The sequence below is a fragment of the Candidatus Enterococcus myersii genome, assembly GCF_017316025.1.
GTDB classification, from domain to species: Bacteria; Bacillota; Bacilli; order Lactobacillales; family Enterococcaceae; genus Enterococcus_C; species Enterococcus_C montenegrensis.
Genome location: NZ_JAFLVT010000008.1, coordinates 258,770 through 283,209 on the forward strand (window position 1 = coordinate 258,770; position 24,440 = coordinate 283,209).

The 24,440-nt window shown below is 40.2% G+C and carries 33 protein-coding genes; 28 read left to right on the forward strand and 5 right to left on the reverse strand.

Features of this window, described 5'->3' with window-relative positions:
* Positions 1 to 32: 32 nt before the first annotated feature.
* Positions 33 to 1,217, forward strand: coding sequence for an iron-containing alcohol dehydrogenase (locus tag JZO76_RS06615; RefSeq protein ID WP_206903364.1), 1,185 nt, complete (start codon positions 33 to 35; stop codon positions 1,215 to 1,217).
* Positions 1,218 to 1,233: 16 nt separating this feature from the next.
* Positions 1,234 to 1,464 (forward strand): hypothetical protein, encoded by a 231-nt coding sequence (locus JZO76_RS06620; RefSeq protein ID WP_206903365.1) that lies wholly within the window; start codon positions 1,234 to 1,236, stop codon positions 1,462 to 1,464.
* 217 nt (positions 1,465 to 1,681) lie between these two features.
* Here JZO76_RS06620 and JZO76_RS06625 read toward each other — a convergent pair whose 3' ends face one another.
* The 3 genes from JZO76_RS06625 to rpiA form a co-directional block, all read right to left on the reverse strand.
* Complete coding sequence (locus JZO76_RS06625; RefSeq protein ID WP_173103883.1) at positions 1,682 to 2,368, reverse strand: 2,3-diphosphoglycerate-dependent phosphoglycerate mutase; 687 nt, start codon at positions 2,366 to 2,368, stop codon at positions 1,682 to 1,684.
* 136 nt (positions 2,369 to 2,504) lie between these two features.
* The gene (locus JZO76_RS06630; protein WP_206903366.1) at positions 2,505 to 3,089 is read right to left on the reverse strand and encodes a recombinase family protein; all 585 of its coding nucleotides are present in this window, start codon (positions 3,087 to 3,089) and stop codon (positions 2,505 to 2,507) included.
* Between the two features lie 229 nt (positions 3,090 to 3,318).
* On the reverse strand, positions 3,319 to 4,002 hold the full coding sequence (gene rpiA / locus JZO76_RS06635; RefSeq protein WP_206903367.1) for a ribose-5-phosphate isomerase RpiA: 684 nt from the start codon (positions 4,000 to 4,002) through the stop codon (positions 3,319 to 3,321).
* 430 nt (positions 4,003 to 4,432) lie between these two features.
* Here rpiA and rpsL point away from each other — a divergent pair, with 430 nt between their 5' ends.
* The 4 genes from rpsL (at position 4,433) to tuf (ending at position 8,908) form a co-directional block, all read left to right on the forward strand.
* Entirely contained in the window at positions 4,433 to 4,846 is a 414-nt protein-coding gene (gene rpsL / locus JZO76_RS06640) for a 30S ribosomal protein S12 (RefSeq protein WP_003127956.1), read from the forward strand.
* Between the two features lie 63 nt (positions 4,847 to 4,909).
* Positions 4,910 to 5,380 carry a 30S ribosomal protein S7 gene (gene rpsG, locus JZO76_RS06645; RefSeq protein ID WP_071864205.1) on the forward strand — a complete coding sequence of 157 codons (471 nt, stop codon included), beginning with the start codon at positions 4,910 to 4,912 and terminating at the stop codon, positions 5,378 to 5,380.
* Between the two features lie 103 nt (positions 5,381 to 5,483).
* Positions 5,484 to 7,568 (forward strand): elongation factor G, encoded by a 2,085-nt coding sequence (gene fusA / locus JZO76_RS06650; RefSeq protein ID WP_206903368.1) that lies wholly within the window; start codon positions 5,484 to 5,486, stop codon positions 7,566 to 7,568.
* A 152-nt stretch (positions 7,569 to 7,720) separates the two neighbouring features.
* Complete coding sequence (gene tuf / locus JZO76_RS06655) at positions 7,721 to 8,908, forward strand: elongation factor Tu (protein ID WP_206903369.1); 1,188 nt, start codon at positions 7,721 to 7,723, stop codon at positions 8,906 to 8,908.
* A 383-nt stretch (positions 8,909 to 9,291) separates the two neighbouring features.
* Here tuf and JZO76_RS06660 read toward each other — a convergent pair whose 3' ends face one another.
* Positions 9,292 to 10,014, reverse strand: coding sequence for an NADPH-dependent oxidoreductase (locus tag JZO76_RS06660; RefSeq protein WP_206903370.1), 723 nt, complete (start codon positions 10,012 to 10,014; stop codon positions 9,292 to 9,294).
* Positions 10,015 to 10,046: 32 nt separating this feature from the next.
* Positions 10,047 to 11,480, reverse strand: a complete 1,434-nt coding sequence (locus JZO76_RS06665; RefSeq protein WP_206903371.1) for a PLP-dependent aminotransferase family protein — start codon at positions 11,478 to 11,480, stop codon at positions 10,047 to 10,049.
* 191 nt (positions 11,481 to 11,671) lie between these two features.
* On the opposite strand from JZO76_RS06665, the gene thiD reads away from it, so the two are divergent.
* The 22 genes from thiD to rpsH all read left to right on the forward strand — a co-directional run bounded on the left by thiD (position 11,672) and on the right by rpsH (position 24,433).
* Positions 11,672 to 12,496, forward strand: a complete 825-nt coding sequence (gene thiD, locus JZO76_RS06670) for a bifunctional hydroxymethylpyrimidine kinase/phosphomethylpyrimidine kinase (RefSeq protein WP_206903372.1) — start codon at positions 11,672 to 11,674, stop codon at positions 12,494 to 12,496.
* Positions 12,493 to 13,041, forward strand: a complete 549-nt coding sequence (locus JZO76_RS06675) for an ECF transporter S component (protein ID WP_206903373.1) — start codon at positions 12,493 to 12,495, stop codon at positions 13,039 to 13,041. The genes thiD and JZO76_RS06675 overlap by 4 nt, the downstream gene beginning before the upstream one ends.
* 370 nt (positions 13,042 to 13,411) lie before the next feature.
* On the forward strand, positions 13,412 to 14,470 hold the full coding sequence (locus tag JZO76_RS06680) for a phosphate/phosphite/phosphonate ABC transporter substrate-binding protein (protein WP_206903374.1): 1,059 nt from the start codon (positions 13,412 to 13,414) through the stop codon (positions 14,468 to 14,470).
* 248 nt (positions 14,471 to 14,718) lie between these two features.
* Positions 14,719 to 15,471, forward strand: coding sequence for a phosphonate ABC transporter ATP-binding protein (phnC, locus tag JZO76_RS06685; RefSeq protein ID WP_206903375.1), 753 nt, complete (start codon positions 14,719 to 14,721; stop codon positions 15,469 to 15,471).
* Between the two features lie 9 nt (positions 15,472 to 15,480).
* The gene (gene phnE, locus JZO76_RS06690; RefSeq protein WP_206903376.1) at positions 15,481 to 16,281 is read left to right on the forward strand and encodes a phosphonate ABC transporter, permease protein PhnE; all 801 of its coding nucleotides are present in this window, start codon (positions 15,481 to 15,483) and stop codon (positions 16,279 to 16,281) included.
* 9 nt (positions 16,282 to 16,290) lie between these two features.
* Entirely contained in the window at positions 16,291 to 17,100 is an 810-nt protein-coding gene (gene phnE, locus JZO76_RS06695; RefSeq protein WP_206903377.1) for a phosphonate ABC transporter, permease protein PhnE, read from the forward strand.
* Positions 17,101 to 17,416: 316 nt separating this feature from the next.
* Positions 17,417 to 17,725, forward strand: a complete 309-nt coding sequence (gene rpsJ, locus JZO76_RS06700) for a 30S ribosomal protein S10 (protein WP_002290443.1) — start codon at positions 17,417 to 17,419, stop codon at positions 17,723 to 17,725.
* Between the two features lie 28 nt (positions 17,726 to 17,753).
* On the forward strand, positions 17,754 to 18,383 hold the full coding sequence (rplC, locus tag JZO76_RS06705) for a 50S ribosomal protein L3 (RefSeq protein ID WP_206903378.1): 630 nt from the start codon (positions 17,754 to 17,756) through the stop codon (positions 18,381 to 18,383).
* 28 nt (positions 18,384 to 18,411) lie between these two features.
* Positions 18,412 to 19,035, forward strand: coding sequence for a 50S ribosomal protein L4 (rplD, locus tag JZO76_RS06710; RefSeq protein WP_206903379.1), 624 nt, complete (start codon positions 18,412 to 18,414; stop codon positions 19,033 to 19,035).
* The gene (locus tag JZO76_RS06715) at positions 19,035 to 19,325 is read left to right on the forward strand and encodes a 50S ribosomal protein L23 (RefSeq protein ID WP_173103868.1); all 291 of its coding nucleotides are present in this window, start codon (positions 19,035 to 19,037) and stop codon (positions 19,323 to 19,325) included. Before rplD ends, JZO76_RS06715 begins: the two co-directional genes overlap by 1 nt.
* A gap of 37 nt (positions 19,326 to 19,362) precedes the next feature.
* Positions 19,363 to 20,196: a 50S ribosomal protein L2 gene (gene rplB, locus JZO76_RS06720; protein ID WP_173103867.1), complete on the forward strand. Its 834-nt coding sequence runs from the start codon at positions 19,363 to 19,365 to the stop codon at positions 20,194 to 20,196.
* Positions 20,197 to 20,238: 42 nt separating this feature from the next.
* On the forward strand, positions 20,239 to 20,517 hold the full coding sequence (rpsS, locus tag JZO76_RS06725; RefSeq protein ID WP_071864217.1) for a 30S ribosomal protein S19: 279 nt from the start codon (positions 20,239 to 20,241) through the stop codon (positions 20,515 to 20,517).
* 22 nt (positions 20,518 to 20,539) lie between these two features.
* The gene (gene rplV, locus JZO76_RS06730; protein ID WP_173103866.1) at positions 20,540 to 20,887 is read left to right on the forward strand and encodes a 50S ribosomal protein L22; all 348 of its coding nucleotides are present in this window, start codon (positions 20,540 to 20,542) and stop codon (positions 20,885 to 20,887) included.
* 13 nt (positions 20,888 to 20,900) lie between these two features.
* Complete coding sequence (gene rpsC / locus JZO76_RS06735) at positions 20,901 to 21,566, forward strand: 30S ribosomal protein S3 (RefSeq protein WP_206903380.1); 666 nt, start codon at positions 20,901 to 20,903, stop codon at positions 21,564 to 21,566.
* 2 nt (positions 21,567 to 21,568) lie between these two features.
* The gene (gene rplP, locus JZO76_RS06740; protein WP_010742757.1) at positions 21,569 to 22,003 is read left to right on the forward strand and encodes a 50S ribosomal protein L16; all 435 of its coding nucleotides are present in this window, start codon (positions 21,569 to 21,571) and stop codon (positions 22,001 to 22,003) included.
* Positions 21,993 to 22,181 carry a 50S ribosomal protein L29 gene (rpmC, locus tag JZO76_RS06745; protein ID WP_002288664.1) on the forward strand — a complete coding sequence of 63 codons (189 nt, stop codon included), beginning with the start codon at positions 21,993 to 21,995 and terminating at the stop codon, positions 22,179 to 22,181. Before rplP ends, rpmC begins: the two co-directional genes overlap by 11 nt.
* 24 nt (positions 22,182 to 22,205) lie before the next feature.
* Positions 22,206 to 22,469, forward strand: a complete 264-nt coding sequence (gene rpsQ, locus JZO76_RS06750; protein ID WP_016173527.1) for a 30S ribosomal protein S17 — start codon at positions 22,206 to 22,208, stop codon at positions 22,467 to 22,469.
* Between the two features lie 51 nt (positions 22,470 to 22,520).
* Complete coding sequence (gene rplN, locus JZO76_RS06755; protein WP_016173528.1) at positions 22,521 to 22,889, forward strand: 50S ribosomal protein L14; 369 nt, start codon at positions 22,521 to 22,523, stop codon at positions 22,887 to 22,889.
* Between the two features lie 34 nt (positions 22,890 to 22,923).
* On the forward strand, positions 22,924 to 23,235 hold the full coding sequence (gene rplX, locus JZO76_RS06760) for a 50S ribosomal protein L24 (protein WP_016173529.1): 312 nt from the start codon (positions 22,924 to 22,926) through the stop codon (positions 23,233 to 23,235).
* A 23-nt stretch (positions 23,236 to 23,258) separates the two neighbouring features.
* Positions 23,259 to 23,798, forward strand: a complete 540-nt coding sequence (rplE, locus tag JZO76_RS06765; RefSeq protein ID WP_206903381.1) for a 50S ribosomal protein L5 — start codon at positions 23,259 to 23,261, stop codon at positions 23,796 to 23,798.
* An 18-nt stretch (positions 23,799 to 23,816) separates the two neighbouring features.
* The gene (locus JZO76_RS06770) at positions 23,817 to 24,002 is read left to right on the forward strand and encodes a type Z 30S ribosomal protein S14 (RefSeq protein WP_016173531.1); all 186 of its coding nucleotides are present in this window, start codon (positions 23,817 to 23,819) and stop codon (positions 24,000 to 24,002) included.
* Positions 24,003 to 24,034: 32 nt separating this feature from the next.
* Complete coding sequence (rpsH, locus tag JZO76_RS06775; protein ID WP_173103864.1) at positions 24,035 to 24,433, forward strand: 30S ribosomal protein S8; 399 nt, start codon at positions 24,035 to 24,037, stop codon at positions 24,431 to 24,433.
* The last annotated feature ends 7 nt before the right edge of the window (positions 24,434 to 24,440 follow it).

Sequence of the window (24,440 nt, forward strand, 5' to 3'; positions counted from 1 at the left end):
GAATGTAGATTAATTTCAAAGGAGTGACAAGTATGAATAATTTTACTTTTAATGTTGCAACAGATATCCGCTTTGGTAAAGATCGGTTGCATGAATTGACCGCAGTGATAGAAAATTTTGGCCAAAGGGTATTACTTGTATATGGTGGTGGTAGTATTAAGAAAAACGGGTTGTATGACCGAGTCTTAAAGGAACTGGCGGACTTTAAAATTGTTGAACTGGCAGGAGTAGAACCAAATCCGCGCATTGAAACTGTGGCAAGAGGCGCAAAATTATGTGCTGAAAATGAAATTGACGTGATTTTAGCAGTAGGTGGCGGATCGACAATTGATTGTGCCAAAGCCGTCGCAGCTGTCCATGGTAGTCCTAATGAAGAGCCATGGGCGGTAATTGAAAAAAGAAATTACGCTGGAGCTGCATTACCAATCGTCACGATTTTGACGTTGGCCGCAACTGGTAGCGAAATGAATCGCGGTGCTGTGATTACCAATTGGCAGACCAACCAAAAATTAGGGATGGGAGGAGAAAATTTATTACCTAAAGTCTCCTTTTTAGATCCGCAAAATACGTTTAGTGTAGGGAAATACCAAACCGCAGCCGGTTCAGCAGATATTATGAGCCACTTATTTGAAAACTACTTTAATACAACGCCTGCAACAGACGTGCAAGACGGTATCAGTGAAGGCTTGATGCGGACAGTAACGAAAAATTGCCCAATTGCTTTAGCTACTCCAACAGACTATGATGCACGGGCAAATCTGATGTGGGCCAGCACCTTGGCATTAAACGGCTTAACTGGTAGTGGGAAAGGCGGTAGTTGGTCCTGTCATGCAATGGAACATGAATTGAGTGCCTTTTATGACATTACCCATGGAATTGGGCTAGCCATTTTAACTCCCCGTTGGATGCATCATGTGTTAAATGAAGAGACTGCAGTGAAGTTTGCCCAATATGGCCGCAATGTTTGGCAAATTAATGAAACGGTACCGATGATGGCAGCCCGCATGGCGATTCAAAAAACATATGATTATTTCAAAGCCTGTGGCATTCCGATGACATTGCCAGAAGTTGGGATTGAAGATGATCGCAAATTTGAAGTGATGGCCAAGCAAGCAGTGGCTTATAGCAAAATTGCAACCGATGCTTTTGTACCCTTACAAGTGGAAGATGTTGTGAAAATTTACCAAGACAGTTTGGTTGAACAAAACTATTTATAAAAGGAGCTGTTGTGAAATGTTAAAAGAGCAAGAGCTGTTTTTACAGTTCATTAAAGAGCGGGTAGTTGCAGGTCAAGAAGAACCAGCAACAGAAATTTTAGTAGCGGCTTTTGCCAAATTAGCAACCGATGAGTTTACGGTAAAAGAGTTTGCTGCTGTCAGTGAAAAATTAGTACCGCTGATTGCACCGCAGTACCAACCAGAAGTACAAGCAGCAATGGCCCGTTTTGCTAAAATGCTAAAGTGATTTTGAAAAGTAGAATAGACAGCTGGCATTACTGTGCATTTTGTCCTAACAGGTAAGTGAAAAAAGCGATGTCAGCAGTATTTATTTTAAGAAATAAGCTAAAAATAAAAATTGCAGGTTGGGTATCTGTCTGATTGGTATTTAAAAATACCAGTTACCTGCAAAAAAAGAGGCTGCAACAAAAGCACTTTTGTTGCAGCCTCTTTATATAAATGGCTTATAAGTAGTATTTTTTAGCTACTGATAAATCGTCGTTTAATTCATAAACTAAAGGTTGGCCAGTTGGAATTTCAAGATCCATGATATCATCATCAGAGATGCCTTCAATGTGTTTAGCCAAAGCGCGTAATGAGTTGCCGTGTGCAGCTACTAAGACAGTTTTGTCGTCTTTTAATGCTGGCGCGATTTCATCTTGCCAGAATGGTAAAGCACGTTCTAAAGTAACTTTTAAGTTTTCTCCACCAGGAACGTCCCGTGGATCTAACATAGCGTAACGACGGTCATTTGCTGCAGAACCAGGATCTGTTGCATCCAATAATGGAGGTAATGTGTCGTATGAACGACGCCAGATGTGAACTTGTTCGTCACCGTATTTTTCAGCGGTTTCTTTTTTGTTCAAACCTTGTAATGCACCGTAATGACGTTCGTTTAAGCGCCATGATTTAACTTGTGGCACCCATAATTGGTCAGATTCTTCTAAGATATAGTTACAAGTTTTGATAGCGCGTTTTAATACAGAAGTATAAGCGATATCGAATTCGATGCCGGCTTCTTTAATTTTGCGGCCGCCTTCTTTTGCTTCTTCAACACCTTCTGGAGCTAGGTCTACGTCAACCCAACCAGTAAATTGGTTCAATGCATTCCATTCGCTCAAACCGTGACGAGAAAATACTAATTTTGGCATGAATAACTCTCCTTTGTCATTTGGTTTCTGAAATTTTCAATTCCTTCCACATTGTACACTGTTTTAGTGCATTTTGCCACTAAAAAAAGGCACAGCACCTTGCTCTTTTGAAAAAGACAAGTCGCTGTGCAGCAATTTAATTCGTAATTTTTTCCAATTCTTCAGGGGCTAAATTAATGTATTTATAGCAGGTTCCCACTGATACACCACACTTAGAAGAAATGAATTGAATTGTTTCTTTTTTATCGTAATAAAGCTGGCGAATTTTTTTCACCGTTTTCCCATCGATTTTGGGACGACCGCCAATTTTACCTTTTTGGCGGGCTTTGTTTAGACCGACAAGGGTACGCTCTTTAATCAGCGCACATTCCATTTGTGCTAAGCCTTCCATTAAATTGAAGTAGATGTCACCCATCTGGCTTCTGGTGTCAATGCTTTCAGTCAAACTGACTAAATGCAAGTTGCGATTTTTAAATAAGCTGGTTAATTCGGTCAGTTGACGCGTAGAACGGCCCAAACGGTGCAAGTCGCTTACGACTAAGGCGTCACCTGGTTGCATTTGTGCAATCACAGTATCTAAATCGGCGTGATTTTCCTCGTGGTATTTTTGTTCAAAAGTATCTAAAAATACTGGGCCACAGCCATATTCCGTCAAAGACTTCACTTGGGAATCTAAATCATTGTCGTTGATTGTGGTGCGGGCATAGCCAAAAATTGTCATGATAAATCCTCACAGTCTTCATTTTCATTAAGAAAAATGTAGCATAAACTCCGTCAAAATGGTACCGTTTCTTGCAAAAAAACGCAAAAAAGCTTCTGAGAAGAGGAAAGTTCAAAAGTAGATCTTTATAAGGTAGAAGCTTTTTTAATAGTTACATGTTTTTTTGTTTGGTCAAAAAAAGGTTGGGATAAACACTACCTGTTGTTTATCCCAATCTTGAAATGTTTAATTAAGAAAAAGCGGGGTTGTGTAACGTTTTAGGGCCGTCTTTTTCACCGACAATTACCAACTGCGTCATATCTAAAAACAAGCCATGTTCCACTACCCCAGTCATGTGGATTAATTCTTCAGCCAGTGCGTGAGGATCGGCGATTGTCTCTAAATGCAAATCAATAATATAATTGCCGCTATCCGTGTGCAAAAACTCGCCATCGCTTGTTTTACGGAAAGTGGGGTTGTAGCCTTGTTTGGCTAAAATGTTGAAAATTTGTTGGCTGCCAAAAGGAATCACTTCAACTGGTAAGGGAAACTTACCCAATTTTTCGACCATTTTAGAGCTGTCAACAATCCAAATCACTTTATCAGAATACGTGGCAACGATTTTTTCATATAAGAGAGCAGCACCGCCACCTTTAATCCCTAAAAAATTAGGATCAACTTCATCGGCACCGTCAATGGTAAGATCAATGTGATCGACTTCATCAATTGAGGCCAATGGGATCCCTAGTTCTCTGGCTTGAATTAAAGTTTGGGTAGAAGTGGTCACACCGGTAATTTGTAAATTCTCTTCTTTAATCATCCGACCCACTTCTGCCACCATGTGATAAGCAGTTGAACCCGTTCCAAGTCCGACTGTCATACCGCTTTTAATATGCTTGCAGGCTTCTTTGCCAACCATTTCTTTTAAGTCCATCGTAATTTTTACCCCTTTACAAACTAATTTGACTTCATTTTAAAGCTTTTTTACGGGAAATGATAGCTTTCTGGCGTTTCTTTTACAGTTAAAAAAACTATAAAGCAACTTTATTCAAAATGGGCTTCATAAAAAATTTTACTTCTATAGATAAATACAAAGAAGGCGTCATGGGAATGAGAAAAATCGGCTGCTTAAAAATTTTTCAAGAAGTTTGCAAAAGCTTTGCGTTTTTTATTGACACCTATTTTCAATCATGCTATTCTAACAAAGGTGCTTTGTCTACAGGTCTCTTAAAACAGACGTGCTGACTGTAAGAAAAGTACAACTGACGATTATGCACAAGGCTGCATTATTTTTTATCGCTGAAAAAGAACCACCTGGATGTGTGGAGCTAGAAAGGCGAATCAAGGAAGGAGGAAAACAAGGGATGCCTACAATTAACCAATTAGTACGTAAACCTCGTAAATCCAAGGTTGAAAAATCAAATTCACCAGCATTGAACAAAGGATATAACAGTTTCAAAAAAGCTCAAACGAATGTGAACTCTCCGCAAAAACGTGGGGTTGCCACTCGTGTGGGTACAATGACACCGAAAAAACCGAACTCAGCTTTGCGTAAATATGCCCGTGTTCGTTTGTCTAACTTGATCGAAGTAACAGCTTATATCCCAGGTATCGGCCATAACTTACAAGAACACAGCGTTGTTTTATTACGTGGTGGACGTGTAAAAGACTTACCAGGGGTACGTTACCATATCGTTCGTGGTGCATTAGATACAGCTGGCGTTAACGACCGTAAACAATCTCGTTCTAAATACGGTACAAAACGTCCTAAAGCTTAATCTAGTTTACAGACTATTATATAGAACACAATACAAAATGACTACGTAAAGGAGGAGTTACGGATGCCTCGTAAAGGTCCAGTTGCAAAACGCGATGTTTTACCAGATCCTATGTATAACTCAAAATTAGTAACCCGTTTGATCAACCGTGTTATGGTTGATGGCAAACGCGGGATTGCTGCAAATATTATCTATAATGCTTTTGACATTATTAAAGAATCTACTGGTAACGATCCATTAGAAGTCTTTGAACAAGCAATGAAAAATATCATGCCTGTCTTAGAAGTTAAAGCTCGCCGTGTCGGTGGTTCTAACTACCAAGTCCCAGTTGAAGTTCGTCCTGAACGTCGTACAACTTTAGGCTTACGTTGGGTTGTTAACTACGCACGTTTGCGTGGAGAACACACAATGGAAGAACGTCTTGCAAAAGAAATCATGGATGCAGCAAACAACACTGGTGCTTCTGTGAAAAAACGCGAAGACACACACAAAATGGCCGAAGCCAACCGTGCTTTTGCCCACTATCGTTGGTAAGATCTTTTTTGCTCTTGCAAAAAAGACAATTCGATTGTTACACCAAGTAAGCGGGCAAAAGATTTCTTTTGCCGCTTTTTAAAGAGAGGAGCACAAGCAAGAAATGGCTAGAGAATTTTCGTTAGAAAAAACTCGTAATATTGGTATCATGGCTCACGTCGATGCAGGTAAAACTACTACGACTGAACGTATCCTTTATTATACAGGTAAAATCCATAAAATTGGTGAAACCCACGAAGGCGCTTCACAAATGGACTGGATGGAACAAGAACAAGAACGTGGTATCACTATCACTTCTGCTGCGACAACTGCTCAGTGGAAAGGTTACCGTGTCAACATCATCGACACACCAGGACACGTGGACTTCACAATTGAAGTACAACGTTCATTGCGTGTATTAGATGGTGCGGTTACTGTCCTTGACTCTCAATCAGGGGTTGAACCACAAACTGAAACTGTTTGGCGCCAAGCAACAGAATACCGCGTACCTCGTGTTGTATTCTGTAACAAAATGGACAAAATCGGTGCAGACTTCTTGTACTCAGTTTCTACATTACACGATCGTTTGGGTGCTAACGCTCATCCAATCCAATTACCAATTGGTGCAGAAGAAGATTTCACCGGTATCATTGACCTTGTGACAATGAAAGCTGAAATCTACACAAACGACTTAGGTACTGAAATTCAAGAAACTGAAATTCCTGAAGAATACCTAGAACAAGCGCAAGAATGGCGCGAAAAATTAGTGGAAGCAGTAGCTGAAACTGATGAAGATTTAATGATGAAATATTTAGACGGCGAAGAAATTACTGAAGCTGAATTAAAAGCTGGTATCCGTCAAGCAACAATCAACGTTGACTTCTTCCCTGTAATGGCTGGTTCAGCCTTCAAAAACAAAGGGGTTCAATTAATGTTGGATGCTGTTCTTGACTACTTGCCTTCACCATTAGATGTTGAAGCAATTAAAGGGATCGATCCAAAGACTGACGAAGAAACAACTCGTCCAGCTGACGACGAAGCTCCATTTGCCTCATTAGCATTTAAAGTTATGACTGACCCATTCGTAGGTCGCCTAACTTTCTTCCGTGTTTATTCTGGTGTCTTAGAAAGTGGTTCATACGTATTGAACGCTTCAAAAGACAAAAAAGAACGTATCGGACGTATCTTGCAAATGCACGCCAACACGCGTAACGAAATCGACCGCGTTTATTCCGGTGATATCGCTGCTGCCGTTGGTTTGAAAGATACAACAACAGGGGACACTCTTTGTGCCTTAGATTCTCCAGTAATCTTAGAATCAATCGAATTCCCTGACCCAGTTATCCAAGTTGCTGTTGAACCTAAATCAAAAGCTGACCAAGATAAAATGGGTATTGCATTACAAAAACTTGCAGAAGAAGATCCATCATTCCGTGTTGAAACAAACGTTGAAACTGGTGAAACTGTTATCTCAGGGATGGGTGAATTGCACTTAGACGTCTTAGTTGACCGTATGCGTCGTGAATTTAAAGTCGAAGCAAACGTAGGTGCTCCTCAAGTTTCTTATCGTGAAACTTTCCGTGCTGCTACTGAAGCAGAAGGTAAGTTTGTACGTCAGTCTGGTGGTAAAGGTCAATACGGTCACGTATGGATTGAATTTACGCCAAACGAAGAAGGTGCCGGTTTCGAATTCGAAAACGCCATCGTTGGTGGTGTGGTTCCACGTGAATACATTCCAGCTGTTGAAAAAGGTTTAGTAGATGCAATGGACAACGGTGTCTTAGCTGGCTATCCATTAGTTGATATTAAAGCAAAACTTTACGACGGTTCTTACCATGATGTCGATTCAAGTGAAACTGCCTTCCGTGTTGCTGCTTCAATGGCATTGCGGGCTGCTGCTAAAAAAGCAAAACCTGCAATCTTAGAACCAATGATGAAAGTTACAATTACTGTTCCAGAAGATTACTTAGGTGATATTATGGGTCACGTAACTGCTCGTCGTGGTCGCGTTGAAGGTATGGAAGCACACGGTAACTCCCAAATCGTTAATGCTATCGTTCCGTTAGCAGAAATGTTTGGTTACGCAACTACATTGCGTTCATCTACACAAGGTCGCGGTACTTTCATGATGGTATTTGACCACTATGAAGATGTACCAAAATCTATTCAAGAAGAAATCATTAAGAAAAACGGCGGCAAAGCTGAATAATTTTTGATGATTAGGATTTTTTTAAAAGAGCTATATTTTTTAAAAAAATTCGTGTACAATAATTAACGATGATAAGGGCAAACTGTCGCTTGCGGCAGTTTACCTATCAAAAAATAAAAACTATTACGTATTTTTAGGAGGAACATTTTAAAATGGCAAAAGAAAAATTTGACCGTTCTAAACCCCATGTAAACATCGGTACTATCGGACACGTTGACCATGGTAAAACTACTCTTACAGCTGCAATTACAACTGTATTATCTAAAAAAGGTCTAGCACAAGCTTCTGCTTACGATCAAATTGATGGTGCACCTGAAGAACGCGAACGCGGTATCACAATTTCAACTGCTCACGTTGAGTATGAAACTGAAAACCGTCACTACGCTCACGTTGACTGCCCAGGACACGCGGACTACGTTAAAAACATGATCACTGGTGCTGCTCAAATGGACGGCGCGATCTTAGTAGTATCTGCTGCTGATGGTCCTATGCCTCAAACTCGTGAACACATCCTATTGTCACGTAACGTTGGTGTTCCTTACATCGTCGTATTCTTGAACAAAATGGACATGGTTGACGACGAAGAATTATTAGAATTAGTTGAAATGGAAGTTCGTGACTTATTGTCAGAATACGACTTCCCAGGCGACGACACTCCAGTTATCGCAGGTTCAGCTTTGAAAGCCTTAGAAGGCGACGCTTCATACGAAGAAAAAATCTTAGAATTAATGGCTGCAGTTGACGAATATATCCCAACTCCAGTTCGTGATACTGACAAACCATTCATGATGCCAGTCGAAGACGTATTCTCAATCACTGGTCGTGGTACTGTTGCAACTGGTCGTGTTGAACGTGGACAAGTTCGCGTTGGTGACGAAGTTGAAATCGTAGGTATCGCTGAAGAAACTGCTAAAACTACTGTAACAGGTGTTGAAATGTTCCGTAAATTGTTGGATTACGCTGAAGCTGGCGACAACATTGGTGCATTATTACGTGGTGTGGCTCGTGAAGACATCCAACGTGGTCAAGTATTGGCTAAACCAGGTTCAATCACTCCACATACAAAATTTGCGGCAGAAGTTTACGTTTTAACTAAAGAAGAAGGCGGACGTCACACTCCATTCTTCACAAACTACCGCCCACAATTTTACTTCCGTACAACTGACGTAACAGGCGTTGTTGAATTACCAGAAGGTACTGAAATGGTTATGCCTGGCGATAACGTTACTATGGACGTTGAATTAATCCACCCAATCGCGATCGAAGACGGTACTCGTTTCTCAATCCGTGAAGGCGGACGTACTGTTGGTTCAGGCGTTGTTACAACAATCGAAAAATAATTCTTGAACTTTAGAAGCAAAATCTTCGGATTTTGCTTCTTTTTTTGACTATAAGAAAAAATGAAAATTTCCTATAGCGGCTTTTTACTGCTAGATTTAAACCGTGCTTTAAAAAATAGATATCTAAGACCATAAGGTGAGAGCTAGCAGGATTCCTGCTTCTTTTTTTATTATTTTCATAGGAGTATCCAGCAATCCACAGCAGCTTTTTTAGCAAAGAGTCTGTTTTTTGCTGCAGTCTATTTCGTAAGCTATCCTTAAAACGAGTACAATAGGCGAAATAAAAGTAAAAACCCTACAATTTGAAAACAAGCCCTTTGCGTGGCGTCCTCTTCAAATTGTAGGGTTTTTGTGTGAAAGAAATGACGGGAGGTAGTTGATTTTTAAAGTAAATGTTGTTTTTTTAAATAGTCGTTTAAATGAACATTCCGCGGTTCTTTGTAGTAGTCGGCGAATTTTTTAGTCCAAAGTTTTGTTTCACGGGCCTCGCCGAATTTTTTCATCGTCTGGTCGTAATCTTCGATTAATTGATAGTCATATGCTTGGTAAGTGTCGTAATGAATGACGGCTTTTTCTGGTAGGCGAGGTTTTACCTGCATTTCAACAGTGGGTTTTCCAATGCTAAGACCAGCGATTGGGTAAACGTAAGGTGGTAAATTGAAAAGTTCACTGACTTGGTCGATTTGATTACGTACACTGCCGACAATCACGCTGCCAAGACCCAATGCTTCTACTGCGGTGACCGCATTTTGCAATGCTAAACTGGCATCTGTCGTTGCAATAATCAAGGGATTCAGACTATCTGTTACGGCATAATCCACGCCTTGTTTTAAAGCAACTAATTGGGTGCGCTGTAAGTCGGCCACAAATAATAAAAAGACAGAGCTGTGGAGCATGTGGGGATTACTAGGATTTAATTCAACTAGTTTTTCCCGCAATTTTTTATTTTTTACCACAATGATCGAGTAGGCTTGGCCGTTCATCCAAGACGGTGCTTGGCGACTGGCAGCTAAAATTTCTTGTAGCTGCTCATCTTTTAGCTCGTAGTTTTCGTCAAAGTTGCGATAGCTACGGTGGTTTTTCAATAATGCGATAACGTCCTTCATTTTCTGCCTCCTAAAATTAGAAATTGTTTGTGTTATGCCTTTGTTGAAGGTGTCTTACGTAAAAGCTTGCGAGTAATTCGTTCCATTTTTTCTGCCAGCGTCGTTACCAGCTCCGGCGTTAGCTGGGTATAATTTATTCGCATAGACATTGTATCATTACTAAAGAAAAAAGAGGGGGCGACCAATAAATTTTCCTCGAAAAATAGTTGCCAATCTTTGCGGTTCAAATTTTGGTGTTGCCACGTAAACCAATAATAAAGGCCGCCTTTAATTTTTGTGAATTCCCAATCTGTTTTAAAGGGGGCAAAAGTTTCACACAATAGCTGGCTGCGTTGTTCAAGTTCTTTGATGAGTTGGGCGTGTTGGGTATCGTATTCAGGACTACTTAAGGCAATGTTGGCCAATATTTGGGTGAATAAGTTGGTTTCGCTATCCAATGACTTTTTCGTATTAGCGAGGGAAGAGATCAAATTTTTAGGAGCCAACAGCCAGCCAATTTTAATACTGGAACCAAAAATTTTTGACAAAGAACCAAGGTAGAGCACTTGTTCGGGCGCAATTTCCTTTAATTTAGGAATTGGGGTCGTGAAATCTAACTCTCCAAAGATGTCGTCTTCAATAATGGGAACGTAATACTTGCGACAGATTTCAATGATTTTTAGCCGACGTTCATAAGAAAGGCAGCGACTAGTTGGATTTTGAAAAGTAGGGTTTAAATAGAGTAGTTTTACTTTTTTTGCTAAAATCTGCTTTTCTAATTCACTGGGCATAATTCCTTCGTGATCGGTGGCAATGCCTTCTAGCCGTAATCCCAGCGACTGAAAAAGAGGTAGTGCAAATAAAAATGACGGATCTTCTGTGGCAATCACATCACCAGGCTGTAAGAGTGTCTGCAAAATTAGTGAAATTCCCTGCGTCGAGCCAGCAGTAATCAATAAGTCCTGATTTTTTAAGGAGAGCTGGAATTTTTGGGCTAATTTTTTTGTAATTGTAGCCTTTAAGGGCAAATAACCAGTATCCCGCAAATTTTTTTCTTCTTTAATAATTTGGTCCCAGGATAAAGCCGGAAATTTAAAAGCCGGAATTAAGTCCTGGGGTAGCTCGCCATTGGCTAAATCGATTGTTTGCAAGTTTTTACGCAATTGGTTTTGTGCTTTACTGTAAGGATCTTGCTGACTGCGACTGGCCAGTAAATGCTGCCATTGAAATTGCGGCGCTTGCCGCGAGCCCCACCGACCCTTGGCGACTTCGGTTCCGCTGCCTTGTTTGCGGACAAGCCAGCCTAAACTGGTTAACTCTTCTAATGCGTGGTTGACAGTGGAACGGTTAACGTGATAAAAATCGGCCATTTTTCGCTCGGGCATGAGGCGATCACCAGGGGCTAATTTTCCAGATTCAATTTCTGCGATGATAACTTCCATTAGTTGTTGGAACAAAGGTGTTTTACTTTTACGGTTTAAAGTCATAAATGCTCCTTTGTAAAATTAAGAATTTACGTTCTAGAAATTATAGTTCAAAAATTAATTGGTTGGTTTCAAAATAAACCAATTGGTCGTTTCCGTCAAGAAGTACAAGCCCTATACTTAGAATTAGTATCCCGCAAAAATGGGTTTAGCAAAAATGGGCTAATAATAGGTATTTAAAAAGGAGTGGTCAAATGAAAAAGGTATTAACAATTGCGGGTTCTGATTCTACCGGTGGTGCCGGATTGGAAGCCGATTTGAAAACCTTCGAGGAATACGGTGTTTTTGGTTTTGCGAGTATTACTTCGATCGTCACAATGGATCCCAAAACAGGTTGGTCCCATGAAGTGACGGAATTACCGGCTGAATTGTTGTTAAAGCAACTTATTTCTGCTTTTGCCGGATCGGGTATGGCAGCTTTGAAAACAGGGATGATGGGAAATGATGCCAATATTTTAGCGGCTGTTGATTTTTTGGACAAGCAGCAGGTGGAAAATATAGTCGTCGATCCAGTTATTGCCTGTAAAGGTACGGCGCAAATTTTGCAACCGGAAGTAGTTACGGCAATCAAAAAATATTTATTACCGCTGGCGACGATTACCACCCCTAATTTAGTAGAAACCGGAATTTTAGCGGAGCTAGGTGATTTGACCAATCTTACGGATATGAAAAAAGCGGCCCGGGCAATTTGGCAACAAGGGGCAAAAAACGTTGTCATAAAAGGCGGTCATCGCTTAGGAAGTGATAAAGCTATTGATCTATTTTACGACGGGGCTGAATTTGTCACCTTTGAAAATGAATTGTACCAAACCGATTTCAATCATGGTGCGGGATGTACTTTTGCTGCGGCAGTGACAGCCGGTCTGGCTAAAGGGGCTCCGATGAGGCGAGCTGTGGCGATGGCCAAACAATTTGTCGCCGCTGCTATTAAAGAAGGCGTGCAGATTAATCCTTATGTCGGACACGTCTGGCATGGCGCTTACAACAAGGCGCAAAAAAGAATGGAGGCCATCCAATGAAAAAAGATTTTTCCGTCCAAGCAATTGTCTTAGTAGCGTTGTTTACTGCTTTGACTGTAATCGGAACCACGATTAAAATTCCACTACCCACCGGAGCTTTTGTCCATTTAGGCAATGCGGTATTATTATTGGCAGTTTTATTATTAGGCTACTTTAAAGGTTCATTAGCAGGTGGGTTGGGCTTTTTCATCTTTGATATGTTAAACGGCTACGCCACAGAAGCACCGTATTTTATTTTGGAGAGCTTTATTGTTGGTGCAGCAGCCTATGGGGCGTTACTTCTTTTTAAGAAAAAACCAACAGCGCTTTGGCAAGTTGTTGTCATTGGTTGTGTGACAGGGATTGCAAAAGTGGCAATGACCCAAATCAAAAATACAGTGATGTTAGTCATCGCCGGAGCGGACGTACAGGCAGCTTTTGTAGGCGCAGCGGCGAAATTACCAGCAACGTTAATCAATGTTAGCATGACTGTTTTGATTGTAGCCTTTTTGTACTTTCCGCTAAGAAAAGCTTTGACTGCTACGATGAAACGTTCTTTTGTTTAATTTAAAAGCTACTGTTTGTAAAAATAGTTTTGGCGAAGTGTTAAGGCGCTAAAACCATAGAATACAGACAGTAGTTTTTTTCACTTGGTGGGGAATGTTCGTGTTTTATCCGGTTTTCAGCGTAGTAAAAAGCGATTATTTCTTAGAAAAAATATTAACAAGCCTTTTTTGGTTATGGTTAGCAATTAAGAAATTTCTTTTCATTATTGAATAATAAAAGTGAAGGGAATCTTTCAAGTATTATTTACCTAAAAACTAGACAAATTCCCTGCCTTTTTTAAAAATATTCGTCTTTTCAAGTAGTTTAAATTATGTTATTATTTGTTCGCAGTGAAATCTGTGCTGTAGTTATTCATTATGGGAGGATATTATGTTTAAAAAAGTTTTGAAAGTGGGTTTGGCAAGTGCGGCAGCGATGCTTTTACTAGCTGGCTGTGGTAATTCTTCATCAAATGATAGCAAAGGTGAAAAAGATGCCGATGGTAACATCAAGTTGGAAAAGCTGACAATTGGTTTTGTACCGTCTCGTGACGCAGATGAAATCGTAACAGCTACTGAACCTTTGAAAAATCTTTTGAAAGACCAAATGAAAAAAGAAGGCTATAACATCGAAAACGTGGATATCTCTGTTGGTACGAGTTATGAAGCGGTTGGTGAATCATTGTCTTCTGGTACGCTTGATGTTGGTTTCATTCCAGGTGGGACGTATGTCTTATACGAAGATGGAACAGACGTATTATTAACTGCAACACGGAAAGGTTTATCCATTGATTCAGACGATGCGAAAGTTTGGAACGATGAAAAACCAACAAAAAACACAGACGAACAAGTTGCTTACTACCGCGCATTGATTATTGCAGGTCCTTCGGCAAAAGGCCAAGCTTTAGCTAAAAAAGTTAACGCTGGTGAAAAATTGACTTGGAATGATTTAAACAGTGCTTCTTGGGCAATGGCAAACTCTTCATCTTCAGCAGGTTACATCTACCCAACCTTATGGATGAACAAAAACTACGATAAAACATTATTAGATTTAAAAGATGCGGTTCAATCTGACTCTTATGCAAGTTCATTTGCCCGTTTAGCGGCTGGTCAAATCGACGTTGTGATGGCCTATGCCGATGCACGTTTAGACTATGTTGACACTTGGACAAAAGAATTTGGTCGTAAAAATGATATTTGGTCTGAAACAAACGTTATCGGTGTAACAGACCCAATCTATAACGACACAATCAGCGTCAGCAAAAATGCACCAAACATGGACGCAAAATTGAAAAAAGCACTAAGCAAAGCCTTTATTGAAATTGGTAAAACAGATGAAGGTAAAAAAGTAATCAGCATTTACAACCACGAAGGTTATAAAGAAGCAAAAGCTTCTGATTACGACGATGAGAAAAAAGCACAAGAATTAATCAAAAAAATTAGCGAATAATCGCGCAACTAGCACGAAAAATAGTAAAGCAGGGGTTGTGTTCATTAACACAATCCCTTCCTTTCTGTTTGCAATGCTGGAAATTTTTACGGGATAAGCCGAAATTTTAATGGTTCTTGCCAAGTAAAAGCTTTTACCTGAGGCAGGATGGCTTTGCAGTGAAATTAAAATTTCGTCTTATTGTGGGAAAAAGTGTTTTTCGACAGTAATTAGTAATTATTAAAACTTCAGTGTGAAAGGATACAGCAATGATTAAATTTGAAGATGTGCAAAAAGTTTATCCTAACGGTACCGTTGCACTAAAAGACATTAATTTAGAAATCCAACAAGGTGAATTCGTGGCAATTATCGGCCTTTCCGGCGCAGGGAAGTCTACTTTAATTCGTTGTATTAACCGCATGCACGACATTAATTCTGGCACGTTACTTGTTAATGATGTCAATGTTAGTCAATTAAAAGGAAAAGAAATTCGTGAATTCCGCAAAAATATTGGGATGATTTTCCAATCTTTTAACTTAGTAACACGTTCTACGGTTTTAAAAAATGTTTTGGTTTCTTCAGTGCCAGACATGCCTTTGTGGCGTCGGACCTTAGGGATTTTCCCCAAAGAAGATAAAATCCGTGCGCTAGAAGCATTAGATAATGTTGGAATCTTAGACAAAGCCTATACTCGAGTAGATCAACTTTCCGGTGGGCAACAACAACGGGTCGCTTTAGCCCGCACGCTAGCCCGCAAACCAGGCATTATTTTAGCTGACGAACCGGTAGCTTCCCTTGATCCTGTTACAGCAAAATCAGTTATGGAAGATTTACGTCGTATCAATCGAGAAATGAATGTTTCTATTTTGCTGAATATTCACCATGTGGAATTAGCGTTAGAATATTGTGATCGTGTTATTGGGATTCGTCAAGGTGAAATCGTTTATGACGGACCAACCGATGTAGTGAATCAAAGCATCTTGGATGAAATTTACGGCAAAAATCAACCTGTGGAAGCGTAGGTGGTCAGCTTGTTTAAAAAGACATTAACTTTAAGTAATGGCAAACAAGTGACGAGCAAACGGTCATTTTTGCCAATTTATATTTTAATTACAGTAATCTTCATGTTTGTAGCAGCAGACGTAACGAATTTTTCATTTAGCACTTTAATTTTAAGAAGTAAACAGTTCTTTGTTATTATCGGCGACATGATTCCGCCAAATTGGAAATACATGAATCGGGTCTGGGGACCATTATTAGAAACAATTAAAATGTCATTGCTCGGGTCGATTATCGGTTCGCTATTGGCGATTCCTTTTGCGGTATTATCTTCTATTAATATTGTTAAAAATCGGTTCGTTGCCGGTATTTTCAAATTTATTTTGAGCGTATTGCGGACATTGCCAACTTTAGTCGTTGCTTTGATTGCTACCTTCATTTTAGGTTTAGGGGCATTTGCCGGTACGATCGCTATCTTTATGTTTACCATTTCCTATGTTGGTAAAATTATGTACGAACAAATTGAAACAATTGATATGCGAACTTTTGAAGCGATGGAATCTTTTGGCTTAACTAAGATTCAAGCTTTCCGATATAGCATTTTACCAGAAATTTTACCTAACTATTTATCAACTTCAATCTTCTGTTTTGAAGGAAATGTCCGGTATGCATCTATTTTAGGCTATGTTGGTGCCGGTGGTTTAGGTTTATTGTTAAATGAACGTTTAGGCTGGCGCGATTATGCCAGTGTTGGTTCCATTTTATTGATGTTAATTGTCACTGTTGCGCTAATCGAGATGTTAAGTGAATACTTGCGTCAGAAATTAAAATAGGGGGACGCCATGAATACATTAGTAGAAAAACAATTGGCAAAAGAGCCCAATAAAAAAGTACAATACGCTACGATTGCTTTAATCGTTGTCGGAATGTTTATCTGGTCGTTGACGGCCATTAAAATTAATAAAACCAGTACGGATGGCTCCCAAGTTGCCTTGAATATTTTAAAAGGGATTGTGACACCGGATCTGAATTTTCTTTTTGATTTCTCTAGTACTGGGGTTGCCTATTTATTATTTGAAACAATTTGTATCGGTTTTTTAGGAACTATTTTAGGTTCGATCTTTTCAATTCCGATTGCCTTTTTGATGTCACCTAGTATTATGCCTAAACCAGTTTACATTTTGACGCGCTTTTTGGTGGTCATTATCCGAACTGTGCCGGCTTTGGTTTATGGGTTGATGTTCGTACGGGTAACAGGGACGGGTCCTTTTGCTGGGGTAATGACGATGTCAGTCACTTCGATTGGGATGGTTTCTCGGCTTTATGTTGATGCAATTGAAACAATTGATACTGGCGTTTTGGAATCAATGACCTCAATTGGGGCTACGACCTTCGACAAAATCCGTTTTGGAATTTTACCGCAATTGCTAAGTAACTTTGTTTCGATTACGATTTATCGTTTTGATATGAATTTACGGGATGCGACGATTTTAGGTTTAGTTGGTGCCGGTGGTATTGGTTCACCGTTGATGTTTGCTATTAACGGTTACAAGTGGAATCAAGTTGGCTCAATTTTAATCGGCTTAATCGTTTTAATCTTAATCGTTGAAGTCGTTTCAAATAAAATTCGTGCAAAATTAATTAATGGCTAAAAATTTTATCAAAAAAGGCATCTCTGATTTTTTAGAGGTGCCTTTTTTAAAATTTAAAATGAAAGCCTTTGCAAATAAAAAGTGGTGAAAAGTGCATGAAATCAATAAAAAATCCTTGCCAACACTACTTAGATATACTATAATCATAAAGGTGCTGCTTACAAATGTGTGAAAAGCACTGGTGGGATAAGGTTTTATTCTACCGGCTACGAAACGAGAGGTTGCGACACGCCCGGACGCTTTGCCATGGACGAGCGTGACGGAAATTTTCGTGGAGCTATGTCTACTTTTCAAAATAGGCGAAGGAGGGAAAACAATGGCAAAACAAAAAATTCGTATCCGTTTAAAAGCGTATGAACATCGTATTTTAGATCAATCAGCGGATAAAATCGTAGAAACTGCAAAAAGAACTGGAGCTTCTGTGTCAGGTCCAATTCCATTACCAACAGAACGCAGCTTGTACACAATTATTCGTGCGACTCATAAATACAAAGATTCTCGCGAACAATTCGAAATGCGTACTCACAAACGTCTAATCGACATTGTGAATCCAACACCGAAGACAGTTGATGCTTTAATGAAGCTAGACTTGCCAAGCGGCGTTAACATTGAAATCAAACTATAATTAATCAAATTAAGATGGAGGTGTAATCATGACCAAAGGAATCTTAGGGAAAAAAGTGGGAATGACTCAAATCTTCACTGAATCTGGTGAGTTAGTACCTGTAACAGTTGTTGAAGCTACTCCAAACGTAGTATTACAACTTAAAACAGTGGAAAACGACGGCTATGAAGCAGTTCAAGTCGGTTACCAAGATATGCGTGAAGTTTTATCAAACAAACCTGCGCAAGGTCATGTTGCAAAAGCAAACACGGCTCCTAAGCGCTTCATTCGCGAATTCAAGGATGTTGAGCTAGAGGGCTTAGAAGTAGGATCAGAAATCAAAGTTGATATTTTCGAAGCTGGAGATGTCATCGATGTAACTGGTACAACTAAAGGTAAAGGATTCCAAGGCGTAATCAAACGTCACGGCCAAAGCCGCGGACCAATGGCTCACGGTTCTCGTTATCACCGTCGTCCTGGTTCAATGGGTCCTGTAGCACCTAACCGGGTATTTAAAGGCAAACGTCTAGCAGGCCGCATGGGTGGCAACCGCGTAACAATCCAAAACTTGGAAGTTGTTCGTGTTGATGCTGAACGTAACGTAATCCTAATCAAAGGTAACGTTCCTGGCGCGAAAAAATCATTGATTACTATTAAATCTGCTGTGAAAGCAAAATAAGTAAACTTAAGGAAGGAGGAACTTAGGAATGCCGAATATTGCATTATTTAAACAAGATGGTAGCCAAAATGGCGAAATCACATTAAACGAAGAAATCTTCGGAATTGAACCAAATGAAAGTGTTGTCTACGATGCAATCATCATGCAACGCGCTTCATTACGACAAGGAACACACGCTGTGAAAAACCGTAGCGCAGTTCGAGGCGGTGGCCGTAAACCATGGCGCCAAAAAGGAACTGGTCGTGCTCGTCAAGGTTCAATCCGTTCACCACAATGGCGTGGCGGTGGCGTTGTCTTTGGACCAACTCCACGTTCATACAGCTACAAACTTCCTAAAAAAGTTCGTCGCTTAGCAATGAAATCTGTTTTATCAGCAAAAGTTGCTGAAAACAAAATGGTTGCAGTTGATGCATTAAGCTTTGACGCACCAAAAACAAAAGAATTCAAACAAGTTTTAGCTAACTTGTCAGTTGATTCTAAAGTATTAGTTGTACTTGAAGCAGACAACGACTTTGCTGCTTTATCAGCTCGTAACTTACCAAACGTGACTGTTGTTACTTCAAACAACGTATCTGTATTGGACGTAGTTTCAAGCGATAAATTGTTAGCAACTCAAGCTGCTCTGACTCAAATTGAGGAGGTGCTTGCATAATGAACTTACTAGACGTTATCAAACGCCCAGTGATCACTGAAAAATCTATGCTTGCCATGGATGACAAGAAATACACTTTCGAAGTGGACACTAAAGCGAACAAAACTTTAGTAAAACAAGCAGTTGAAGCTGCTTTTGACGGTGTTAAAGTGAAAAACGTTAATATCGTGAACGTGCGTCCGAAATTCAAACGCATGGGCAAATATGCAGGATACACAAAGAAACGTCGCAAAGCGATCGTTACTTTAACTGAAGCATCAAAAGAAATTACAATTTTCGAAGCTGAATAAGCATTAAATTCTACTACTAAATAGGAGGGAAACAGGCGTGGCAATTAAAAAGTACAAACCTACCTCAAATGGTCGCCGTAACATGACAAGCTCTGATTTTGCTGAGATTACAACAAGCACTCCAGAGAAAACTTTGTTGGCACCGTTGAAAAACAATGCCGGTCGTAACAACAACGGTCGTATCACTGTACGTCACCAAGGCGGCGGTCACAAGCGTCAATACCGCGTAATCGACTTCAAACGTAACAAAGATAACGTTGTTGCTACTGTTAAAACAATCGAGTATGATCCAAACCGTTCTGCTAACATCGCGTTAGTACATTATTCAGACGGTGTTAAAGCTTACATCTTAGCTCCAAAAGGCTTAGAAGTAGGTATGACAGTGGTTTCTGGTCCAGAAGCTGATATCAAAGTTGGGAATGCATTACCACTTGCAAACATCCCAGTTGGTACTGTTATCCATAACATCGAAATGAAACCAGGTAAAGGCGGACAATTAATCCGTTCAGCTGGTACAAGCGCTCAAGTATTAGGTAAAGAAGGCAAATATGTCTTAATCCGCTTAAACTCAGGCGAAGTACGTATGATCTTAGCAACTTGCCGTGCAACAATCGGTTCTGTTGGTAACGAACAACACGAATTGATTAACATTGGTAAAGCTGGTCGTTCTCGTTGGATGGGTAAACGTCCTACAGTTCGTGGTAGCGTAATGAACCCTAACGATCACCCACACGGTGGTGGTGAAGGTAAAGCTCCAATCGGACGTAAAGCTCCAGTATCACCTTGGGGTCAACCTGCATTGGGTTACAAAACACGTAATAAAAAAGCTGCTTCAGACAAACTTATCGTACGTCGTAGCAAAGCTAAATAAGGTTTTTGACCATGTGGTCTACATTTTGGAAGGAGGTTCACCATGGGTCGTAGTTTAAAGAAGGGGCCTTTCGTCGATGAACACTTGATGAAAAAGGTCGAAGCACAACAAGGTGCCGAAAAGAAAAAAGTCATCAAAACTTGGTCACGTCGTTCAACAATTTTTCCGAATTTTATCGGTTTCACGATTGCTGTCTATGACGGACGCAAACATGTCCCAGTTTACATTCAAGAAGACATGGTAGGACATAAATTAGGTGAATTTGCACCAACCAGAACTTATCGCGGGCACGCTGCCGACGATAAGAAAACAAGACGTTAATATTTGAGGGGAGGATATCATCATGGCAGAACAAATTACAAAAGCTAAAGCAACTGCGAAAACAATTCGCGTATCTCCTCGCAAATCTCGTCTAGTGATTGATTTAATTAGAGGTAAAAGCGTTGCTGATGCAATTGCAATCTTAAAGTTCACACCAAATAAAGCTGCCGGAATCATCGAAAAAGTTTTGATGTCAGCAGTTGCGAATGCAGAAAACAACTTTGACTTAGATGTTGAAAACTTAGTTGTTTCCGAAGCCTTTGTTAACGAAGGACCAACAATGAAACGTTTCCGTCCACGGGCTAAAGGTTCAGCTTCACCAATCAACAAACGTACAAGTCATATCACTGTAGTCGTATCAGAAAAATAAGGAGGGATAATCAGTGGGTCAAAAAGTACATCCAATTGGAATGCGTGTAGGCATCATCCGCGACTGGGATGCAAAATGGTATGCTGAAAAAGAGTATGCTGACTTCTTACACGAAGATTTGAAAATCCGTAAGTTTATCGCGACTAAATTAGCTGACGCTGCAGTTTCTACTGTTGAAATCGAACGTGCTGCTAACCGCGTGAACGTTTCTATCCACACTGCTAAACCAGGTATGGTAATTGGTAAAGGTGGTTCAGAAGTTGAAAACTTACGTAAACAATTAAACAGCTTAACTGGCAAACGTATCCACATCAATATCGTGGAAATTAAAAAACCAGATTTAGATGCAAAATTAGTTGGTGAAGGAATTGCACGCCAATTAGAAAACCGGGTTGCGTTCCGTCGCGCTCAAAAACAAGCGATCCAACGTACAATGCGTTCAGGCGCTAAAGGGATCAAAACAATGGTATCTGGCCGTTTAAACGGTGCTGATATCGCTCGTAGCGAAGGCTACTCAGAAGGTACTGTTCCACTTCATACATTGCGTGCCGATATCGACTACGCTTGGGAAGAAGCAGATACTACCTACGGAAAATTAGGAGTTAAAGTGTGGATCTATCGTGGCGAAATCTTGCCAACGAAAAAGAACGCTCAAGACACTAAGAAAGGAGGGAAATAAACATGTTAGTACCTAAACGTGTAAAACATCGTCGTGAATTCCGTGGTAAAATGCGCGGAGAAGCAAAAGGCGGTAAAGAGATTGCTTTTGGTGAATTCGGCTTACAAGCTGTTGAATCACATTGGATCACCAACCGTCAAATCGAAGCTTCACGTATCGCTATGACTCGTTACATGAAGCGTGGTGGGAAAGTGTGGATTAAAATTTTCCCTCATAAATCATACACATCTAAAGCGATTGGCGTACGTATGGGTAAAGGTAAAGGGGCTCCTGAAGGTTGGGTTTCACCAGTTAAACGCGGTAAAATCATGTTTGAAATCGCCGGTGTTCCTGAAGAAGTTGCTCGTGAAGCATTACGTCTTGCTTCTCACAAATTACCAATGAAAACGAAGATCGTAAAACGTGAGGAAATGGGTGGTGAATCGAATGAAGGTTAAAGAAATCAGAGAATTAACCACTGCCGAAATGCTTGATCAGGAAAAACAATTGAAAGAAGAATTGTTCAACTTGCGTTTCCAATTAGCAACCGGTCAATTAGAAAACACTGCACGTATCAAAGAAGTACGTAAATCGATTGCACGCATCAAAACTGTGTTGCGTGAACAAGCGAAGTAATTGTGGAAGGAGGCCATTAGCGGTATGACTGAAAGAAATCAACGTAAAGTTTACCAAGGTCGCGTGGTATCTGACAAAATGGATAAAACCATTACTGTCGTTGTAGAAACAAAGAAAAACCACCCTATCTACGGTAAACGCATGAACTACTCTAAGAAATACAAAGCGCACGATGAAAACAACGAAGCAAAAGTTGGCGATATCGTGAAAATTATGGAAACTCGTCCATTATCTGCTACTAAACGTTTCCGTCTAGTAGAAATCGTTGAAAAAGCTGTAATTATCTAATTACACTTTGAAACTTGGTAGATAAATAAAGCGATAAAGGAGGATACAACCGTGATCCAATCAGAAAGCCGATTAAAAGTTGCTGATAACTCAGGTGCGCGTGAAATTTTGACGATCAAAGTCCTAGGTGGCTCAGGTCGCAAAACTGCTAACATCGGAGACGTGATCGTTGCTTCAGTTAAACAAGCAACGCCAGGTGGGGTTGTCAAAAAAGGCGACGTTGTCAAAGCGGTCATCGTCCGCACTAAATCAGGTGCGCGCCGTACTGACGGTTCTTATATTAAATTTGATGAAAATGCTGCGGTAATTATCCGTGACGATAAAAGCCCTCGTGGAACTCGGATCTTTGGCCCTGTTGCCCGTGAATTGCGTGAAAACAACTTCATGAAGATCGTTTCCCTAGCACCAGAAGTATTATAAGAAAACTTATTTTAAAAGGAGGTGCGAAACAGTAATGTTTATTAAAAAAGGCGACAAAGTCAAAGTTATCACTGGTAAAGACAAAAACAAAGAAGGCGTTGTTTTAGAAGCTTTCCCGAAAAAAGATAAAGTTGTAGTCGAAGGTGTTAACATCGTGAAAAAACACCAAAAACCTTCTCAAGCTGCTCCGCAAGGCGGAATCGTTGAAATGGAAGCTCCGATTCATGTATCAAATGTCATGATCATCGACCCATCAAACGGTGAAGCTACTCGGGTTGGCTACAAAGAAGTTGACGGTAAAAAAGTCCGCGTTTCCAAGAAAACCGGTGAAGTTTTAGATAAATAATTTAAGGAAGGAGGGGCAACTAAATGAACCGCCTGAAAGAAAAATACTCAAAAGAAGTAGTTCCAGCTTTAATGGATAAATTCAATTATAATTCAGTGATGCAAGCACCAAAAGTTGAAAAGATTGTTATCAACATGGGTGTGGGTGATGCTGTTTCAAATGCGAAAAATTTAGATAAAGCAGTAGAAGAATTAACTTTAATCGCTGGTCAAAAACCATTGATTACAAAAGCTAAAAAATCTATTGCCGGCTTCCGTTTACGTGAAGGTATGCCAATCGGCGCCAAAGTTACTTTGCGCGGCGAACGCATGTATGAATTCTTAGACAAATTGGTAAGTGTTTCACTACCACGTGTCCGTGACTTCCATGGTGTAAGTAAAAAATCATTCGATGGTCGCGGTAACTACACTTTAGGTATCAAAGAACAATTAATCTTCCCTGAAGTTGATTACGATTTGGTCGACAAAGTACGCGGGATGGACATCGTTATTGTGACAACAGCCAACACTGATGAAGAATCACATGAATTGCTGACACAATTAGGCATGCCATTCCAAAAATAATTAAAGGAGGCGAACTACGTGGCTAAAAAATCAATGATTGCTAAACAACAACGTCCTGCTAAACATTCAACACAAGCTTACACTCGTTGCGAACGTTGCGGACGTCCACATTCAGTTTATCGTAAATTTAAACTTTGCCGTATTTGCTTCCGCGAACTTGCCTATAAAGGTCAAATTCCCGGCGTGAAGAAAGCTAGCTGGTAAACAAATACTCGCATAAAGGAGGTAAAGAACCCATGGTCATGACAGATCCAATCGCAGATTTTCTAACTCGCATTCGTAATGCTAACATGGTTAAGCACGAATCTTTAGAAGTGCCTGCATCAAAAATCAAGCGTGACATCGCTGAAATCTTGAAAAACGAAGGTTTCATCCGTGATGTTGAATATATCGAAGATGACAAACAAGGCGTGATCCGTGTCTTCCTGAAATACGGCAAAAACGGTGAACGTGTTATCACTAACTTGAAACGTATCTCTAAACCAGGCTTGCGTGCTTACGTTAAAGCTGACGAAGTACCAAAAGTATTAAATGGTTTAGGTATCGCCATTATCTCGACTTCTGACGGTGTAATCACTGATAAAGAAGCGCGTCAAAAAAATGTCGGCGGCGAAGTTGTCGCATACGTATGGTAATATAATC

Coding starts and splice junctions, on each gene's coding strand:
- rpsG (WP_071864205.1), top strand. CDS start 4,910: ATGCCTCGTAAAGGTCCAGTTGCAAAACGCGATGTTTTACCAGATCCT.
- JZO76_RS06680 (WP_206903374.1), top strand. CDS start 13,412: ATGTTTAAAAAAGTTTTGAAAGTGGGTTTGGCAAGTGCGGCAGCGATG.
- rpsL (WP_003127956.1), top strand. CDS start 4,433: ATGCCTACAATTAACCAATTAGTACGTAAACCTCGTAAATCCAAGGTT.
- rpmC (WP_002288664.1), top strand. CDS start 21,993: ATGAAGGTTAAAGAAATCAGAGAATTAACCACTGCCGAAATGCTTGAT.
- JZO76_RS06620 (WP_206903365.1), top strand. CDS start 1,234: ATGTTAAAAGAGCAAGAGCTGTTTTTACAGTTCATTAAAGAGCGGGTA.
- rplX (WP_016173529.1), top strand. CDS start 22,924: ATGTTTATTAAAAAAGGCGACAAAGTCAAAGTTATCACTGGTAAAGAC.
- JZO76_RS06625 (WP_173103883.1), bottom strand. CDS start 2,368: ATGCCAAAATTAGTATTTTCTCGTCACGGTTTGAGCGAATGGAATGCA.
- rpiA (WP_206903367.1), bottom strand. CDS start 4,002: ATGGACTTAAAAGAAATGGTTGGCAAAGAAGCCTGCAAGCATATTAAA.
- thiD (WP_206903372.1), top strand. CDS start 11,672: ATGAAAAAGGTATTAACAATTGCGGGTTCTGATTCTACCGGTGGTGCC.
- rpsJ (WP_002290443.1), top strand. CDS start 17,417: ATGGCAAAACAAAAAATTCGTATCCGTTTAAAAGCGTATGAACATCGT.
- tuf (WP_206903369.1), top strand. CDS start 7,721: ATGGCAAAAGAAAAATTTGACCGTTCTAAACCCCATGTAAACATCGGT.
- JZO76_RS06665 (WP_206903371.1), bottom strand. CDS start 11,480: ATGACTTTAAACCGTAAAAGTAAAACACCTTTGTTCCAACAACTAATG.
- rpsQ (WP_016173527.1), top strand. CDS start 22,206: ATGACTGAAAGAAATCAACGTAAAGTTTACCAAGGTCGCGTGGTATCT.
- JZO76_RS06615 (WP_206903364.1), top strand. CDS start 33: ATGAATAATTTTACTTTTAATGTTGCAACAGATATCCGCTTTGGTAAA.
- fusA (WP_206903368.1), top strand. CDS start 5,484: ATGGCTAGAGAATTTTCGTTAGAAAAAACTCGTAATATTGGTATCATG.
- JZO76_RS06630 (WP_206903366.1), bottom strand. CDS start 3,089: ATGACAATTTTTGGCTATGCCCGCACCACAATCAACGACAATGATTTA.
- rpsH (WP_173103864.1), top strand. CDS start 24,035: ATGGTCATGACAGATCCAATCGCAGATTTTCTAACTCGCATTCGTAAT.
- JZO76_RS06660 (WP_206903370.1), bottom strand. CDS start 10,014: ATGAAGGACGTTATCGCATTATTGAAAAACCACCGTAGCTATCGCAAC.
- rplV (WP_173103866.1), top strand. CDS start 20,540: ATGGCAGAACAAATTACAAAAGCTAAAGCAACTGCGAAAACAATTCGC.
- JZO76_RS06715 (WP_173103868.1), top strand. CDS start 19,035: ATGAACTTACTAGACGTTATCAAACGCCCAGTGATCACTGAAAAATCT.
- rplC (WP_206903378.1), top strand. CDS start 17,754: ATGACCAAAGGAATCTTAGGGAAAAAAGTGGGAATGACTCAAATCTTC.
- rpsS (WP_071864217.1), top strand. CDS start 20,239: ATGGGTCGTAGTTTAAAGAAGGGGCCTTTCGTCGATGAACACTTGATG.
- rplP (WP_010742757.1), top strand. CDS start 21,569: ATGTTAGTACCTAAACGTGTAAAACATCGTCGTGAATTCCGTGGTAAA.
- phnC (WP_206903375.1), top strand. CDS start 14,719: ATGATTAAATTTGAAGATGTGCAAAAAGTTTATCCTAACGGTACCGTT.
- JZO76_RS06675 (WP_206903373.1), top strand. CDS start 12,493: ATGAAAAAAGATTTTTCCGTCCAAGCAATTGTCTTAGTAGCGTTGTTT.
- rplD (WP_206903379.1), top strand. CDS start 18,412: ATGCCGAATATTGCATTATTTAAACAAGATGGTAGCCAAAATGGCGAA.
- rplE (WP_206903381.1), top strand. CDS start 23,259: ATGAACCGCCTGAAAGAAAAATACTCAAAAGAAGTAGTTCCAGCTTTA.
- phnE (WP_206903377.1), top strand. CDS start 16,291: ATGAATACATTAGTAGAAAAACAATTGGCAAAAGAGCCCAATAAAAAA.